The following is a 14,879-nucleotide window of genomic DNA, read 5'->3' on the forward strand; positions in this document are numbered from 1 at the left end:
AGTGTGTTATTTACATATAGTGGGACTACGAGGTGAAATCATGAAAAATAAGGTCAAAGAGATGCGCGAAGAACGAGGTTGGTCGCAAGGCGAACTGGCAAAACGATTGAACGTGTCGCGTCAGACGGTCATTTCCATCGAAAAAGAGCGGTATAATCCGTCACTCGACCTCGCGTTTTCACTAGCTGATCTGTTTGAACGGCGAATTGAAGAGATCTTTATACCGAATCGAGTGAATGAGGAGGGAACAGAATGAAGCGAGTCAATGTGTTACTAGACATTATTTTAATTGGAGTAGGTCTGTACTTAACGATGACAGATCCGGCGGCTAAAACACTCGGAATCATCCTCGTTTTAGCTGGCGTCACGTCACGTATCACAGGAGCGGTTTTCTCGCCAACGGAACCGTATGATGAGCGTCAAGGAACGGTTAAAATCCGTAGTGGACATATCGCTTATCTCGTAAGTATCGGATATCTTTTCTTGATCTTGCTACTCGTCAATCTGTCGATCATTCAAGATATTCAATTTGCTCTGTTACTAGCATTAGGAGGACAAATCCTGTTCTTTCCAATCGTATTAATATTTATCAATCGACGGATTTGATGAATACAAAAAAGGAATGTGTCTGACACATCCCTTTACTCCATTCGTCATCATGAATTCTGACGAATGGTTTCATTCAATTTATGACGGTACGATGTTTGCCAAGACTGCTCGTCCTTCACTAACTCATCACAAAACGCAGCAACATCCTCTCCAGTGAAATCTGTCACTGGTTTTTGCTCGAAGGCGGCTTGTTCCATCAACTCGAGGACGACGGTCAGTACACGATGACTACTTTGCCAACTCGTTAGTCCACCCGTGACATTTAAATAGCGTTGAATCGCTTGATAAGCCTCATAGTAGCGAGGAGGAAGAGATTTAGCCCGCTTCTCCATCGACCGCCATTCTCGTTTAGCTTCCATACTACCGGTGATCCGCTCGAATATTCTCATCATCTCGTACTCCCTTCTTGTTTTAACTGCTGCAGTTCTTGCATTTTGTCAGATACGAACGCCCATTTTTCCCAAAAGATACGTAAACGATCGTGTCCTGCTTCGTTTAGCGTATAAAATTTTCGAGGAGGTCCCATTGTTGATGCTTTTTTTTCGATATGAACGAGTTGCTGCTTTTCTAAGCGCATCGTGATTGTATAGACTGTACCTTCCACGACATCTGAGAATCCGAGTTGACGTAACTGTTGAGTGATTTCATAACCATAAGTTTCACCGCGGCTAATGATCTCAAGTACACATCCTTCAAGTATACCTTTGAGCAATTCTGTGATATTTTCCAAATTATTCACCTCGATACTTAATAAATCAGCTACTTAGTATTAATGACTACCACTATATAGTAACACAAAGTACTGATTTGGACAATATAAAAACCGCCTTATTATGGGCGGTTGAATCGAAATTAAGAAATCGCAAACGTATCCCGTAATTCGATGATTGTTCCTTCGGGTGCTTTTAATTTGCTGAGATGACCATCGACGACGAAGTAGATGTTTCCGCCGTGTTTCGGTAGGAAAGACATCCCGAGTCGTTCGAGGCGTGCTACTTCTTCTTGCAAGTCGTCAACGTAGAGAGCGAAATGGACAGGACCCGCTGCTTGTTTCGTATAATCGGTGAACGATTGACCTGATTTCGGTGTTTGCAACTCGATATAGAAGTCACCAAGACGCAACCAGCTGTTAAAGGCGCGGTCGTGAAAACTAGGTGACTCTTGAACGAGTGAGAATCCAAGTTGTTCATAAAAATGTTTAGAAGCAGCATAGTCCGTCGTCTGAATGCAGATGTGATGAATTTGTTTCATAATAAACCTCTTCTCTTTCATTCTTCAAAATAGAAATCGACCCTTATCAGTATAAAGGAGCAGGTCTGAAATTGAAAAATGATTAATTCAGGACCGGTAAGGGAAACTGTATCTAACTTACTGAAGTATCAAGAGGAGGAACGATAGTGGCAGAGTATAAAAAAGACAGTATTAGTTTAAAAGGAGCCATTGGTCTTGGAACTGGTGTCATGATCAGTGCCGGGATATTTGCCTTGCTCGGACAGGTCGCAGAACTCTCAGGATCTTGGTTACCGTATATTTTCATTATTGGCGGTATCGTGACTGGATTTAGTTCTTATTCTTATATCAAATTGAGCAATGCTTTTCCATCAGCTGGAGGAATCGGCATGTTTCTTGTCAAAGCATACGGTAAGGGAACGATTGCTGCCGCTGCAGCCCTGCTGATGGCAATCTCAATGATCATCAATCAGAGTCTCGTGGCGCGCACGTTCGGTACCTACTTGTTACAACTCGTACCAGGAGAACAGGCTAGTTACTGGATTCCAACACTCGGTGTCGTCTTATTGATTGGTGCATTCATCGTCAACATCTCTGGGAATTCGTTTATCCAAACATTTTCGTTAATCACTTCAGCGCTTAAGATCGGAGCTCTCGTTCTGTTCGGCATTTTGATTTTATCGATTGGTGGATTTGAGCTGGATAGTCCGAACACTACGTCGGATGGGTCGATTACGAATTATGTCGCGGCTGTCGCACTAACGATTCTCTCGTTTAAAGGGTTTACGACCATCACGAACAGCGGCTCGGAAATTAAACACCCGAAACGAAACGTCGGCGTAGCCATCATGTTGTCCATCCTGATTAGTTTGATCGTCTATCTCTTGTTAGCCTTTTCCGTCTTATCGACATTATCGCTTGATCAAATCATTCAAGCGAAAGACTATGTGTTAGCTGAAGCAGCCCGCCCGTTACTTGGAAATAAAGGCGTCTGGTTCACGGTATCCATCGCGCTCCTTGCGACGATTTCTGGCATCATTGCGAGCGTCTTTGCCGTCTCAAGGATGCTTGCGATGTTGACGGACATGCATATGATTCCGCATCGTCATTTCGGGATGCCGGGATCCGTGCAAAAACATACGTTAGTCTATACAATCGTCCTAGCGATGTTGCTAACTGTCTTTTTCGATCTATCTCGGATTGCGTCGATGGGAGCAATTCTGTACTTGGTCATGGATATCATCATTCATGTCGGCGTCTTAAAACATCTTCGTAAGCAGTTGCATGTTCGCGTTTGGGTGGTCACATTGGCGATTTTGTTTGACGCCATCGTGTTGCTGGCATTTCTGTATCTCAAGGGAAAGACGGATCCGCTCGTACTGATCGTCTCCCTCGTCAGTATCATCTTGATTTTCATTGGTGAATATTATTTTATTCGTCATACGAAACAAACGGATCAATCCGCGTAAGCGTTAAGTAAAAGGAGTTTTCAATGAATGACGAACAAATGAAAAAATTATGCCTAGACTTTCGAATTGGTATGTATCGGCAGGATCTTTCACCACTCTCAGGAGGACTGATGCACGAGATGTTCCGTTTTTCGACGGATACAGGACACTTCGTCGTAAAACGTCTAAATCAACAAATCATGAAGCGGAAGACGGCTCGAGCTAACTTCATTCAATCCGAAAATGTGGCGTCTGCCGCTGCAAAGTTGCTACCTGCGTTGCCGGCACTTCGTCTAGATGGACCATTGTATGCAGTGGGAGAATCATGCTGTCTCTTGTTCCCGTGGATCGACGGACAAACTTTAAAAACGCAGGACTTATGTCCGATGCATGCAGAAGCCATTGGTAACGTACTAGGTACGTTACATCGAGCGGCGATCGAAACGACGCCGTCGATTCCTTCCGCTTCATCTGAGTATGTTCCGATTGATTGGAATTGTTTTCTTCAACAAGGACAAATGCAGAATAAGCGTTGGGCGAGACAGTTGGGGGAACTGGTGCAGCAACTACGAGCAATCGAAGAGGATGTATGCCGCTCGATGAAGACGTTAGGGAATGACTGTGTCATCAGTCATCGTGACCTCGATCCGAAGAATGTCATTTGGACAACAACCGGACCGGTCGTTATCGACTGGGAGTCTGCCGGACCGATTCATCCGATGCTCGATCTTTTTGAGACCGCCTGTTATTGGTCAAGCCGGGTGGACGGCACGTACGATGCAGAACGTTTTTCTTCGTTCTTAAACGGATATGCAACGACGAATCAAGTACTCGATGTCGATTGGTACAGTGTCATCGACCGCAGTGTCCATAGCAAGCTTGATTGGTTAGTCTTCAATCTCGATCGTTCACTGGACAAGACGGATTCGTCCGAAGCAGAACAGAGACTTGGAACAGAGCAAGCCATTCAGACGCTTGCGGAGTTAAGACGGCATGATCGGGAAAAATGGTACGACTGGCTTCAAACGATAGTATGAAAAAGAGGCTGACTCAAAAAAAGAATGACGCGTCTTTTCACGCCCTTTCCTCAGGCGAGACACAAGTCCGTTTTCCTGCTTTATTTAAGCAGGAAAACGGACTTGTTTGTCTCTGACAGCGCATAAATGCGCTTATTCCTGTAGGAGTGGCGTGTGACGCGTCATTCTTTTTTTACGAGATAAGGGTGGCAGATCATGAATCTGCCACCCTTATCTTTGGAGAGACTGACTTTTGAGTCAGCCCCTTTTTCTTGGAGCACATCACGCTTGTTGGGGTGAATTACCAGGCTCGATTTGTCCGCCAGGAAAATTCCAAACGTTTTCTCCTCGCGCTACATACTGTCGTACCAGCAATACGTGTCCGTTTACTAATATAATTGCTTGTGAAATCATGATTTTACTGTAAAGGATTGAATCAACTGTTCAATCGTCTCTTGCGGTGTTCGGAGTGGAACGTATCCGAGTTGTTTGATTCGTTCGTTTGCGAAAGTAGCGCGTTCCGCCGAACGATTCGGTGTTCGGTATGGCGTGCCGCTCGCATGGATCAACTTCAACCGAAAATCCGTCTCAGGTAGATTCGCATCGATCGCATTGAAGATGTCCCCATTATGCGCATTTTTTGCGGCGATGACGATCATCTCGACTAGATTATCCGTATGGACCCACGGAACGACATCGTCCGGATGCACCCAGGTAATCACATCCGCCTCTTTCATCCGCTCGACTTGACGATCCCCCCAGTAGGACTGCTTCTCGGCACAAATTGATCCTGGACGTAAGATGATTAAATCGGAATCGGGTGTATTTTCCTGTAACAGGCGTTCGGATTCCTGCTTTGTATGGATGTAGACGTGCTCGGACGATAGGAGCGGTGACGTTTCCGTAAAATGTCCACTCACGACTTCTCCGTACACGGAAGTCGTCGAGATGTGAACGATGCGCTTGACACGAGCTTTTGTCGCAGCATCCGCGAGATGTTGTACACCAGTGACATTTGCTTCCTGTGCTAAATCGGGATCATCTCCGAGATAGGCAGCACAGTGAATCAACAGATCGACGCCTTGAAGTGCTGTAAGAAGCGAATCCGGATCACCGAGCTCACCGATGACTGCGTGGACATCTTTGAAAGCGTATTGATCCGCTTGTTCCTTAGAGCGATACAAACCGCGCACTTCACGCGCTTCTTCAAGAAAACGTCGCGCAACACGAGAGCCAAGCGTTCCGGTCATTCCTGTAACTAAAATCGTACTCTCTTTCAGATTCATGGATGCTTACCCCTTTGACTCTGTCTTTTCAGCGAAACATTTGTCACAAATGAAACGTCCTTCGCTTTTTAGGTATGCTTTGACTTCCGTCATCCCGCGATGTTTCGGATAGCGCATCTGGATGTAGACTTTTTCATTTCCTTCAATCGTTTTGCCGCAATGCATACATGTCGGTTCTTTACCGAACATCCTAACGCCCCCTATAAATTAATATCTTCTATCTTATCGTAAAGGAAAAACCAGGGTGTTGGAAGAATAAAGTAAAAAAGGAATCTAAAGGAGGGTGTCTATGATCTTCATTGCTATTTTTCTCGCCGTTGGTGGAGTCGTCTGGTTCATTTCAGCGCAGAGTCAGTCGAAACATCGCTCGCTCGACGATCAGGAGTATACACTGAACCAACATGATGTCCATCAGCAACAAAATCATCGTGATTTTTGAAGGCATGTAAAGGAGCATCCAGTCCATTGACTGAATGCTCCTTTTTAGCGATTGCGTACATGAAGAAAATATTTTGCGTTGCTCCAGATCAAGGCGAAAATCAATAAGCTGATCGCGAAGATCTGAGACTGACCGGTCTCATACGAATACACGACCAATACGACGATAATCCCCATCAATAGGAGTTGCAAAGAAGACTGTGAACGGATGAGTCCCTCTAACATGACGTGTCGCTCGCCGTCATCTGAGGCAGCGAACAGCTTTTTGATATAGTTTGTTTCCGAGTACTTCGGGAACTGACGGTCCGGATATATATGATGCATGAGATTAAGATAAAAAACAGAGGCAAGACTACTGATGATAAAAAAGAGTCCGCTCAGTATCAAATGAAGTCCGAACTGGTTTTCAATGATGCTAAACGATGCGAGCCCGATGCTGAGAAGAGTAGAAACCTGAACCATCATCATGCCGTCTGCATAGGATCGATTCACTTGATCATCGATTGCGTCCTCTTCGTCGGAAGAAACAGAGTGTTGAGTCAATTGACGAATTTGTATATAGCGTACGATGTAACTGAGAGTCAAGATCGTCAAGATAACCAAAAGACCAGTGAATATGTAATCAAGATAGAGCGATCGTTCAAACTGTGACAAATTGGTATTTTTGAGGACAAACATGACGAAATAACTGCTAATGAAACCGAGTAAAGCTGCGATAATGACCTTGCCTGCTTCCTTGTTCATGTTAATTCCTCCTCATCGAAATAAAAGATGTCTTCTAGCGGTGTATCAAACACACGAGAAATTTTGACGGCGATCAGTAGCGACGGCATGAATTCTTCGCGTTCGATTAAGCTGATCGTCTGGCGCGAAATGTTCGCGCGCCGTGCCAGTTCAGACTGATTCCATCCGTGACGGGCACGTAATTCTTTTAAACGGGATTTCATATAGGGATTCACCTCCTATATAATGTAACTTATCATGGTCTTTTTGACAACGATATTAGTCAAATAAGACAATATAATAGTCATTTATTCGTAAAATAATCATATCGTTGGCATAAACTGTATACTGGAATAAGTTGAAAGGAGATGTGAAATTCGTCGATGAAATCTCAGTCACCTGTAAATAACGTTATTTATCACGATGAGAATATTACGCACCAGATTGCTTCGATTCTCCAAATGGAAGAGACATTGCTCAAACAAAAAATTGCGTATCTCCAGGATGTCACAGACCCCGGTACCACTTCTGAATACGAACAAGGGCGTCAGCAGCTATCAGGTAAGCTCGATACGTTGAGACGTTCCGTAAAAATGGATCTCGTCTCGCGCGATGTCGTCACACTTCGAACGAGAGCACGTTTTGAACAATCACTCAGAGCAACAAGTGTGACAGAAGAGGAAGCTAGTCTTATTCAAGACTATCTCCGAATTGAGGCGACGATGCTGACAAAGTCGGGAGAGCCGGTTTCGGATCTCTATGCTGTTTTATTTGACGCGGATGAATCCACTCGAAAACAAGCGCTCTTATCGATTGAGGAAGCGTTCCGCATGAAGGAATTCGTCATTCAACCGTTGTTTTCACGACTCGTTGAGTTACGACAAGCGCGTGCCACTGCAAGTGGTAAGATCGGATTCGAGGAACTAGCTTTTGTAGAACTCGGACGCGTCGATTATACGAGTCAAGATGTCGATCATTACGCCACCATCATTCAATCCGACTTTCTACCGGTCAAACGGCATTTTCAGCGCGAGCAACAAGCGTTTCTCGGAAAAGCAACCTTGCATCCGTGGGACGTCCGGCAATCGGCGTATACGAACATTGCTCATCACATAAACGGTTCGGATAAGTTATTCCTAGACAAGATACAAGCGATCCTTGAGAATGTTCATCCACATTTTGCAGACGTATTACTAAAGATGCGCCAAGCGGACCATATCGATATCGGTGTCCGTGCAAACAAAGCAGGCGGCGGGTTTTGTGAATATTTACCGGTCGAACAACAATCGTTTTTGTTCATGAATCGTATGCAGACATTTGATGATCTCGTCATCTTCATGCACGAGATCGGGCATGCCATCCATCATGATGCGATGAAAGAAACGTACGACGGACTACAACCAATTCCGCTTGAAGTAGGGGAGTTCGCTGCCATGTCGCTCGAGTTGTTGACGATGAACGAATGGCATCAGGTGATTCCGAATAAAAAAGACGTTGCCCGGGCGAAACTCGAACAGATTCGTTCCATTGTCGAGTTCTTACCCGAGACGATCATCGTCGATCGTTTTCAATCATGGCTCTATGCTCACCCGGGTCATGATCCGACAGAACGACATGCCTATTATGCCGATCTCCGAGAATCATACGATACGGACGTCATCGATTGGTCGGAAACACCCGATTGGAAAGGTCACGCATGGATGAGTGTCATCCATCTCTTTGAGACACCTTTTTATTACATCGAGTACGCGATTGCTCAAATCGCCGCTCTCCAGGTTTATCACCGTTTCACGAAAGACCCTGACCAAACGCTGAAAGATTTCATCGCAGCTTTAGCGCTTAGTCAAACCCATTCGATCCAAGCCGTCTATGCGAGAGCGGGTGTATCCTTCTTACCAAGTGATGCGGAAATGAAAGAGTTGATGGCGTTCCTAGAAGGTCAAATTGAAATTTGGACAAATCAGTTAGAAAAGACATATTAAAAACAACACGCTTTGATCAGAAATAGCAGATGTACAAAACGATAGGAGGACTGACATGAATATCCGTAAAAACATCGTCTATGCGACATTATTTAATGAAACAGGCGATCAATTATTGATGGTTGAAAATCGTGGCGATCACGGAGACTACTATACATTGCCAGGTGGAACGGTCGAGCGCGACGAAACGTTACATACGGCAATCACGCGTGAAGTTCTGGAAGAGACAGGATTTACAATCATACCAAGTGACATCGTCCATCTGGCAGAAGCATTCTTCCCGCAAGCGGGGGAACATTGTCTCTTTTTCTTCTTTGCGGGAGAAATCACTTCCGGTCAATTAAAGACGAATGTTCCAGAAGAGATTTCCGGACTCGTCTGGATGGATCGTGAAGAAGCGTTCAAACACCTCAATTTACCGGAAGCATCAAAAGAATCGCTCTTTGCTGGTCGAACGGTACCGTATGATTTTGCAGGAGAGATCATCCACGCGTAAGGAAGTGTCGCTTGACGTACTAACGTGACGGATTTTCGGGTACAACACTACAGGAGCATTACCCGAAACTTGTAGAAAGTCAGGTGAACACACGGTATGTCGATTCTTACGTTTCACGAAGTCAGCTATCAACACATCTTACACGAAATAACAGGTGAGTTCCGCGAAGGTGTCATTACAACGCTCGTCGGACCAAGTGGTGCCGGGAAATCGACGACATTGAAACACATCAATGGACTGATTTCTCCCGATCGCGGCGAAATTTGTTTTCGAGGCGAACCACTTGAGCAGATGAATCTGCTCGATGTCCGCAAACGGATCGGGATGGCGTTCCAAAGCGCGCCGATGATTCCAGGTACCGTCTACGATAATATCAATTTACCGAAATCGATCTTCGGTGAATCGTTATCGCGCGAAGAAGCGGAACGTTTGCTACAACAAGTTGACCTATCGGTCGAACTTGAGCGACCGGTCAAAGATTTGTCGGGTGGTGAACGGAGCCGACTCGGAATCGCGCGGACACTCGTCAATCGACCGGACGTCCTGTTGCTCGACGAAATCACGGCAAGTCTCGATTACCGGATGGTACAGGAGATTGAGAAGCTGATTCTTGATTTACAGCAGGAGTTACAGACGACAATCATTTGGATTACGCATGACTTAGAGCAAGCCAAGCGGGTCAGTGACGACGTCTGGTTTTTAAAAGACGGTCGATTGATCGAGTCTGGTGCATTCAAGGAACTCGTTTCAAGTGGTCAAGCAGAGACGCAAGCATTTTTGAAGGGGGAATCGGTATGAGTTACCTCCAACTGGCGACTTCGCTCATCTTCATTTTGATCCCCCTCGTCTTAGCGCGGACGTTACGGCTTGGTCTAGAGAAGGACATCCTCATCGCAACCGTTCGATCGATTGTCCAACTCTTAATCATCGGTTACATTTTGACGTTCGTCTTTGAAAGCGGCAGTCCAATTTTCATGTTACTGATGATTCTGTTGATGATCGGTGCAGCGACACTGAACGTCATCCGTAAAGGGGACGGGATTCCCGGAATCCAGTGGATCATCTTGTTCACACTGATTGCGGTCGAAGCATTGACGATGGGCATTTTGCTCGGGTTACGAATCATTCCGTTCGAAGCCCAGCAAGTCATTCCAATCAGCGGGATGGTCATCGGAAACTGTATGATCTTGTCCTTATTGTTCCTCAATAAGTTCAAGGACGAGGTCGAACGAAGCGACGAGGTCATCGAACTGATTCTTTCACTCGGTGGAGATGCGAAGACAGCGATTGATACGAGCTTAAAAGGCGCAATCCGGACAAGTATGATTCCAACGATCGAAGCGCAAAAAACGATGGGGCTCGTCCAACTGCCAGGGATGATGAGTGGGTTGATCATCGGTGGCGCGGATCCAATGGAAGCGGTTCTTTATCAACTATTGATTCTATTCCTGATCTTGACGACGGCGGCGATGGCATCGGTCCTCGTTGGTTTTCTATCCTACCGTCGACTATTCAATGAAAAAGCACAATTCATCGGTTTGACCTATAAGAAAAAAGACACGTAAGGAGCACATTATGCAGACTTATCCGATTACAGAAGCTGACCTGCAACTGGTCGAACTAGCAACTGAAACGATTCAAAGCCGTTACGTTGACGATAAACATCACGTCGCAGCTGCGTTGCGGACAAAAGATGGCGCAATAAAAACGGGTGTCCATGTCGAAGCCTATGTCGGACGGGTGACGGTGTGCGCGGAAGCCATCACGATCGGTTCCGCCATCACGGATGGATTGACGAATTTTGAGACGATCGTCGCCGTCCGACATCCCTATTCGGATGAGGCGAATCGAACGATCCGCGTCGTCAGTCCGTGCGGCATGTGTCGCGAATTGATTTCCGACTATGCACCGGACGCATTTGTCCTCTTAACGATCGACGATCAGTTGACGAAAGTCCGGATTGCGGATTTGATTCCATTAAAATATGTTCGACAATAACCAGTAACTCCTCGTCGTTTAGATGAGGAGTTTTTGCATTTACTTCTAAATCATCCTTATTATGGTTATGATAAAGACGGAATAACTAAGGAGGGATATGCGTGTCAGCTTTATTAGAAGTCGAACGGTTATCAAAAACCTACATACGTGGAACGGAGACAATCCATGCATTGAAGCAAGTCAGCTTTACGTTAGAGGAAGGAGGATTCATCGCCATCATGGGCACGAGTGGCTCCGGGAAAAGTACACTGTTGAATATCCTGGGAGCGCTTGACGCACCAACCGGCGGAACGTTGACCTTAAAGGAAAAACGGCAACGCGACATCTTCACTGAGCCTGCTGCGACGTTATACCGACAACAGCACATCGGGTTCATCTTTCAATCGTTTCATCTGCTCGATGATTTGACAGTTCAGGAGAACATCGCTTTACCATTGATGCTGAAGGGGATGGATGATAAAACGATCAACCAAGAGGTAGACACTTGGCTCAAACGAGTCGGACTGACGAAGTGGAACAATCATCGACCGCAAGAGCTGTCGGGTGGACAACAACAACGTGTCGCGATCGCACGTGCCTTGATCAGTCGACCACCGATCATCTTAGCGGATGAGCCGACGGGGAACCTCGATTTCAAGACATCTGCTGAAATCATGCAGTTGCTTCAAGAACTCAATCGCGAACAACAAACGAGTATCCTGCTCGTGACCCATGATGCGACCGTAGCTGCTCATGCGAAACGTGTACTGTATTTCCATGACGGACAGATCGTTGCCGATCAGCTGTCGACCGGAGACGTGGCGCCGATCTTAGAGACATACGAGCAGTTCGTGGGGGCTGTATGAAACGACAACATCTCTTCCGTCTTTCCCACCGACTGTACCGTAAAAGTCCGATGATTTTAGTGACCTCAATCGGAAGCGTCATGATTTCGATTGGTCTTGTCTTAACGATGGTCATTTTTTTTACTACATAATCAAGCCGCTATCGAGACAGATCGTGTACAAAGATATGGTCAAGTCGATCTGACGGTCAAATTTACACCTGAAGACGAGCGGACGGATCAGTCCATGTTGGAGCAACTTAAAAAGGATCACGATGTCTTGGGCGCAGAGTCGATCTTACAGACGACAGCGCGCGTCGCTGGTCAAGCGATGGCCGACGTCGAGACGATAGGAGTTCATTCGGACGCCCTGACGAAAAGTCGGTATCATTTCACGAACGAATTGAAACAGGGAGAAGCGATCGTGTCAGCTCGACTCGCGACGTCGCTTGATCGTAGTGTCGGGCAAACGCTTCGCGTCGGAGAAGCGACGTATCGAATCCGTGAGATTTTACCAAATTCAAAAACACCGGGAGTCTCGCACGATCAAGTCTTGCTTTCGTATGCTGATCTGAAAAAGTATCATCCGATTGAAACGAAAGCCGTCTTGCTCAATCTAAAAAAAGAGGCGGATCTCGTCCACTATGCCGATACACTCGTCAAAGCGAATCCGAAGCTCCGGATTGAACTTTCGGAAGGGCAAGCGCTCTCACCGGCGCTGAACGGCTACATCGGAATCTTGTCAGTATTGATCCTTGTCGTGTCCGGCTTCATCTTGATGGCGAATTTCGACTTGTATTTACGTAAACATGCCGTCCAATTTGCCATCATGCGGACGCTTGGGGCGACGACACGGCAACTGTTTCAGCTGTTCTTCGTTCAATCTGGATTGATTGTCTTAGCGGGCACGATGCTTACGATTCTAGGCAGTATTTGCTTCCCGTTACTCGGTCAACTCGTATGGCCGACAGAGGGTAAAATGATTGTCTCCCTCATGATTGAACAGGGAGCGTTCTTGATGCTCGTCACGTTCGGTAGTGCCTTGTTAATTCTGCTGTTGCTCGCGAGTACGGCTTACCGAAAACGAGATGTGTTACCACTCCACGTCTTACGAGATAATCTAAAAACGGCAGCACGACCGACCCGACGAAAACGTCTCGTCCTGTTCAGTAGTGGATTGACTGTCAGTTTGGTTTTATTCGCTGAAGTGATTGCCAGTACGGGTGGGTCACGGGCGATCGCCTGGCTCGGTGCGACCGTCGCCTTTTTACTGACGATGTATCTTGCGACGCCACTCATCTTGAAGGGAGTGCTCCATCGAGCGGAACCGATTGTTCGTCGGTTAGCGGGACCGACGAGTTTCGTCGCCTTCCGGGGCGTGTTGCCGCAACTTCGGAAAAATGCCTGGTTGATGCTGATCGTTCAAGTCTTAATGATCATCGTCGTCATCGGATCGACGTTCCTTGAGACGGTGCAACAAAACGAGCGGAAGTACATCATCAGCCAATATAAGACAGAAGTCGTCTTAAAGAGTCGTTTAGATGAAGGATCGCAAGGAGACCCGCTGCAATTGATTCGACAAATTGAAACGGACCTACCTGGCGCAAGAGCGACCTTCCTGTCGTCTCGCAATTCCTTCGAATACCAGTCACCTCAAGAAGATATCTCGATCGAATACGAAGTGACGGATTATCGTCGTCTTGACGTTTTAAAGGGAGAACAGACGAGTGACAAAGAAGGAATCATCGTCTCACGTACCTTCGCTAAAAAACACAGTCTTCAAAAAGGCGATATGTTGCCGCTCGGGCGATGGGACGGGGAACAAGAACGAAGCGTTTCGATCGGTCAATTCCGAATCGTTGGAATCGAAAAGAAGATATCACCAGATGTCCTCGTGGATTGGCGGAACGAGCAGTTGCGGCAACCAAACGATCAAATCTTAAATGTCTTTATCGACGTCCCGTCCGAGTTAAAGAAAGCTCAAGTGACCACAACATTATCAGAGATCACGCAAAGTTATCCGACCTTGCAAGTGAATCGACTATCTGACGCGCTTCGCGATGCGGAGCAACAAACGACGGAACGCTGGTTCGTCTTCTTAATTGCGCTCGTCGTCATGAGTGGATCCGTCTGGTTCGGACTGGCGAACGCCTTACTCAGTTTCGTGAGTGGAAAACGAGGCGAGTATGCCTTGCTGCGAACGATTGCGTTGACACGAAACAAGCTCCGTCAGCTGACACTCATTCAAATGCTCTTATTCATTGCGAGTGGCATCACCTTTGGACTGATCAGTGGTCTTGGTGCGACATTCTTTGTGACACGGATTGATGATGCGGGATCATTTTACTTCAACGTACCGACGATTGCCGGAACCAGTGCCGGTTTGATAGTGCTTGTCATAGGCATCGCTTGGTTCGTCACCCGACGAAAGCAGGAAAACCTCGTTCACGAATTGAAACAGTAAGTAAGGGCAAGTGAACCGGGGGGGTCGAAATGCGAAAAACGATCGGGGCGATTCTATTACTCGTAGTAATTAGCGGTGTCGGTTGGTGGATGATCGCAGGTGAACGGGATGCGACCTATGAGCAGATTGTTGAAGTGCAAGTCGTTCGACACGTGACGAAGCAGTTCGGACGTGATGATATCGCATCGGTCAAACCGTACTTCGTAGCGTCGGAATCATCGAAATCACGACGTCATCAGATTGCCGTTCAGCTGAAGTCGGCACCGACGGGAGAATACCGGATGTATCGTGTACTTCAAAATAAAGTCGAGTACATCGGTCGATCACGGACGGTTCGATCAGATTAAAAAGATACGTCACATCAGT

General features: G+C 46.5%; 22 protein-coding genes. 14 read left to right on the forward strand and 8 right to left on the reverse strand.

Annotated elements, in window-relative coordinates; genetic code table 11:
* Window positions 1-40: 40 nt before the first annotated feature.
* Both ITJ88_RS05860 and ITJ88_RS05865 read left to right on the forward strand, forming a co-directional pair.
* The gene (locus tag ITJ88_RS05860) at window positions 41-256 is read left to right on the forward strand and encodes a helix-turn-helix transcriptional regulator (RefSeq protein ID WP_195864930.1); all 216 of its coding nucleotides are present in this window, start codon (window positions 41-43) and stop codon (window positions 254-256) included.
* Window positions 253-606: a hypothetical protein gene (locus ITJ88_RS05865; RefSeq protein WP_195864931.1), complete on the forward strand. Its 354-nt coding sequence runs from the start codon at window positions 253-255 to the stop codon at window positions 604-606. Before ITJ88_RS05860 ends, ITJ88_RS05865 begins: the two co-directional genes overlap by 4 nt.
* 50 nt (window positions 607-656) lie before the next feature.
* On the opposite strand, the gene ITJ88_RS05870 is transcribed toward ITJ88_RS05865, so the two are convergent.
* From ITJ88_RS05870 to ITJ88_RS05880, 3 genes are all read right to left on the reverse strand, one after another.
* Window positions 657-1,001, reverse strand: coding sequence for a DUF1048 domain-containing protein (locus ITJ88_RS05870; RefSeq protein ID WP_326933877.1), 345 nt, complete (start codon window positions 999-1,001; stop codon window positions 657-659).
* Window positions 998-1,339 (reverse strand): PadR family transcriptional regulator, encoded by a 342-nt coding sequence (locus ITJ88_RS05875; protein ID WP_023468462.1) that lies wholly within the window; start codon window positions 1,337-1,339, stop codon window positions 998-1,000. Before ITJ88_RS05875 ends, ITJ88_RS05870 begins: the two co-directional genes overlap by 4 nt.
* A gap of 122 nt (window positions 1,340-1,461) precedes the next feature.
* On the reverse strand, window positions 1,462-1,860 hold the full coding sequence (locus ITJ88_RS05880; RefSeq protein WP_195864932.1) for a VOC family protein: 399 nt from the start codon (window positions 1,858-1,860) through the stop codon (window positions 1,462-1,464).
* A 146-nt stretch (window positions 1,861-2,006) separates the two neighbouring features.
* On the opposite strand from ITJ88_RS05880, the gene ITJ88_RS05885 reads away from it, so the two are divergent.
* Together ITJ88_RS05885 and ITJ88_RS05890 are read left to right on the forward strand one after the other, a co-directional pair.
* Window positions 2,007-3,308, forward strand: a complete 1,302-nt coding sequence (locus ITJ88_RS05885) for an APC family permease (RefSeq protein ID WP_195864933.1) — start codon at window positions 2,007-2,009, stop codon at window positions 3,306-3,308.
* Window positions 3,309-3,379: 71 nt separating this feature from the next.
* On the forward strand, window positions 3,380-4,324 hold the full coding sequence (locus tag ITJ88_RS05890) for an aminoglycoside phosphotransferase family protein (RefSeq protein ID WP_195864934.1): 945 nt from the start codon (window positions 3,380-3,382) through the stop codon (window positions 4,322-4,324).
* A 261-nt stretch (window positions 4,325-4,585) separates the two neighbouring features.
* Here the strand turns inward: ITJ88_RS05890 and ITJ88_RS05895 are convergent, their stop codons facing one another.
* From ITJ88_RS05895 to ITJ88_RS05905, 3 genes are read right to left on the reverse strand one after another with little or no spacing between them, the layout of a single operon-like run.
* Complete coding sequence (locus tag ITJ88_RS05895) at window positions 4,586-4,717, reverse strand: NUDIX hydrolase (RefSeq protein ID WP_195864935.1); 132 nt, start codon at window positions 4,715-4,717, stop codon at window positions 4,586-4,588.
* Window positions 4,714-5,589: an NAD-dependent epimerase/dehydratase family protein gene (locus ITJ88_RS05900; RefSeq protein WP_195864936.1), complete on the reverse strand. Its 876-nt coding sequence runs from the start codon at window positions 5,587-5,589 to the stop codon at window positions 4,714-4,716. The genes ITJ88_RS05895 and ITJ88_RS05900 overlap by 4 nt, the downstream gene beginning before the upstream one ends.
* 6 nt (window positions 5,590-5,595) lie before the next feature.
* Window positions 5,596-5,778: a Fe3+ hydroxamate ABC transporter substrate-binding protein gene (locus tag ITJ88_RS05905; RefSeq protein WP_195864937.1), complete on the reverse strand. Its 183-nt coding sequence runs from the start codon at window positions 5,776-5,778 to the stop codon at window positions 5,596-5,598.
* Between the two features lie 100 nt (window positions 5,779-5,878).
* Here ITJ88_RS05905 and ITJ88_RS05910 point away from each other — a divergent pair, with 100 nt between their 5' ends.
* The gene (locus ITJ88_RS05910) at window positions 5,879-6,028 is read left to right on the forward strand and encodes a hypothetical protein (protein ID WP_195864938.1); all 150 of its coding nucleotides are present in this window, start codon (window positions 5,879-5,881) and stop codon (window positions 6,026-6,028) included.
* 44 nt (window positions 6,029-6,072) lie between these two features.
* On the opposite strand, the gene ITJ88_RS05915 is transcribed toward ITJ88_RS05910, so the two are convergent.
* Complete coding sequence (locus ITJ88_RS05915; RefSeq protein ID WP_195864939.1) at window positions 6,073-6,771, reverse strand: DUF3169 family protein; 699 nt, start codon at window positions 6,769-6,771, stop codon at window positions 6,073-6,075.
* Entirely contained in the window at window positions 6,768-6,974 is a 207-nt protein-coding gene (locus tag ITJ88_RS05920; RefSeq protein ID WP_023468455.1) for a helix-turn-helix transcriptional regulator, read from the reverse strand. The genes ITJ88_RS05915 and ITJ88_RS05920 overlap by 4 nt, the downstream gene beginning before the upstream one ends.
* 159 nt (window positions 6,975-7,133) lie before the next feature.
* Here ITJ88_RS05920 and ITJ88_RS05925 point away from each other — a divergent pair, with 159 nt between their 5' ends.
* The 9 genes from ITJ88_RS05925 to ITJ88_RS05960 all read left to right on the forward strand — a co-directional run bounded on the left by ITJ88_RS05925 (window position 7,134) and on the right by ITJ88_RS05960 (window position 14,860).
* On the forward strand, window positions 7,134-8,732 hold the full coding sequence (locus ITJ88_RS05925; protein ID WP_195864940.1) for a M3 family metallopeptidase: 1,599 nt from the start codon (window positions 7,134-7,136) through the stop codon (window positions 8,730-8,732).
* 55 nt (window positions 8,733-8,787) lie between these two features.
* Window positions 8,788-9,228 carry an NUDIX domain-containing protein gene (locus ITJ88_RS05930; protein WP_195864941.1) on the forward strand — a complete coding sequence of 147 codons (441 nt, stop codon included), beginning with the start codon at window positions 8,788-8,790 and terminating at the stop codon, window positions 9,226-9,228.
* Between the two features lie 96 nt (window positions 9,229-9,324).
* Window positions 9,325-10,026, forward strand: a complete 702-nt coding sequence (locus ITJ88_RS05935; RefSeq protein ID WP_195864942.1) for an ABC transporter ATP-binding protein — start codon at window positions 9,325-9,327, stop codon at window positions 10,024-10,026.
* On the forward strand, window positions 10,023-10,793 hold the full coding sequence (locus tag ITJ88_RS05940) for an ABC transporter permease (protein ID WP_149427472.1): 771 nt from the start codon (window positions 10,023-10,025) through the stop codon (window positions 10,791-10,793). Before ITJ88_RS05935 ends, ITJ88_RS05940 begins: the two co-directional genes overlap by 4 nt.
* A 10-nt stretch (window positions 10,794-10,803) precedes the next feature.
* Window positions 10,804-11,226 carry a cytidine deaminase gene (locus ITJ88_RS05945; RefSeq protein WP_195864943.1) on the forward strand — a complete coding sequence of 141 codons (423 nt, stop codon included), beginning with the start codon at window positions 10,804-10,806 and terminating at the stop codon, window positions 11,224-11,226.
* Window positions 11,227-11,321: 95 nt separating this feature from the next.
* Window positions 11,322-12,071: an ABC transporter ATP-binding protein gene (locus ITJ88_RS05950; protein WP_082487087.1), complete on the forward strand. Its 750-nt coding sequence runs from the start codon at window positions 11,322-11,324 to the stop codon at window positions 12,069-12,071.
* Window positions 12,068-12,202: a hypothetical protein gene (locus tag ITJ88_RS16380; RefSeq protein WP_255524864.1), complete on the forward strand. Its 135-nt coding sequence runs from the start codon at window positions 12,068-12,070 to the stop codon at window positions 12,200-12,202. The genes ITJ88_RS05950 and ITJ88_RS16380 overlap by 4 nt, the downstream gene beginning before the upstream one ends.
* Before the next feature lie 94 nt (window positions 12,203-12,296).
* A complete protein-coding gene (locus ITJ88_RS05955) occupies window positions 12,297-14,513 on the forward strand; it encodes an FtsX-like permease family protein (RefSeq protein WP_195864944.1) in 2,217 nt (738 codons plus the stop codon).
* A 29-nt stretch (window positions 14,514-14,542) separates the two neighbouring features.
* Window positions 14,543-14,860: a hypothetical protein gene (locus ITJ88_RS05960; protein ID WP_195864945.1), complete on the forward strand. Its 318-nt coding sequence runs from the start codon at window positions 14,543-14,545 to the stop codon at window positions 14,858-14,860.
* The last annotated feature ends 19 nt before the right edge of the window (window positions 14,861-14,879 follow it).

Origin of the sequence: Exiguobacterium abrahamii (genome assembly GCF_015645365.1) — a bacterium.
GTDB classification, from domain to species: domain Bacteria; phylum Bacillota; class Bacilli; order Exiguobacteriales; family Exiguobacteriaceae; genus Exiguobacterium_A; species Exiguobacterium_A abrahamii.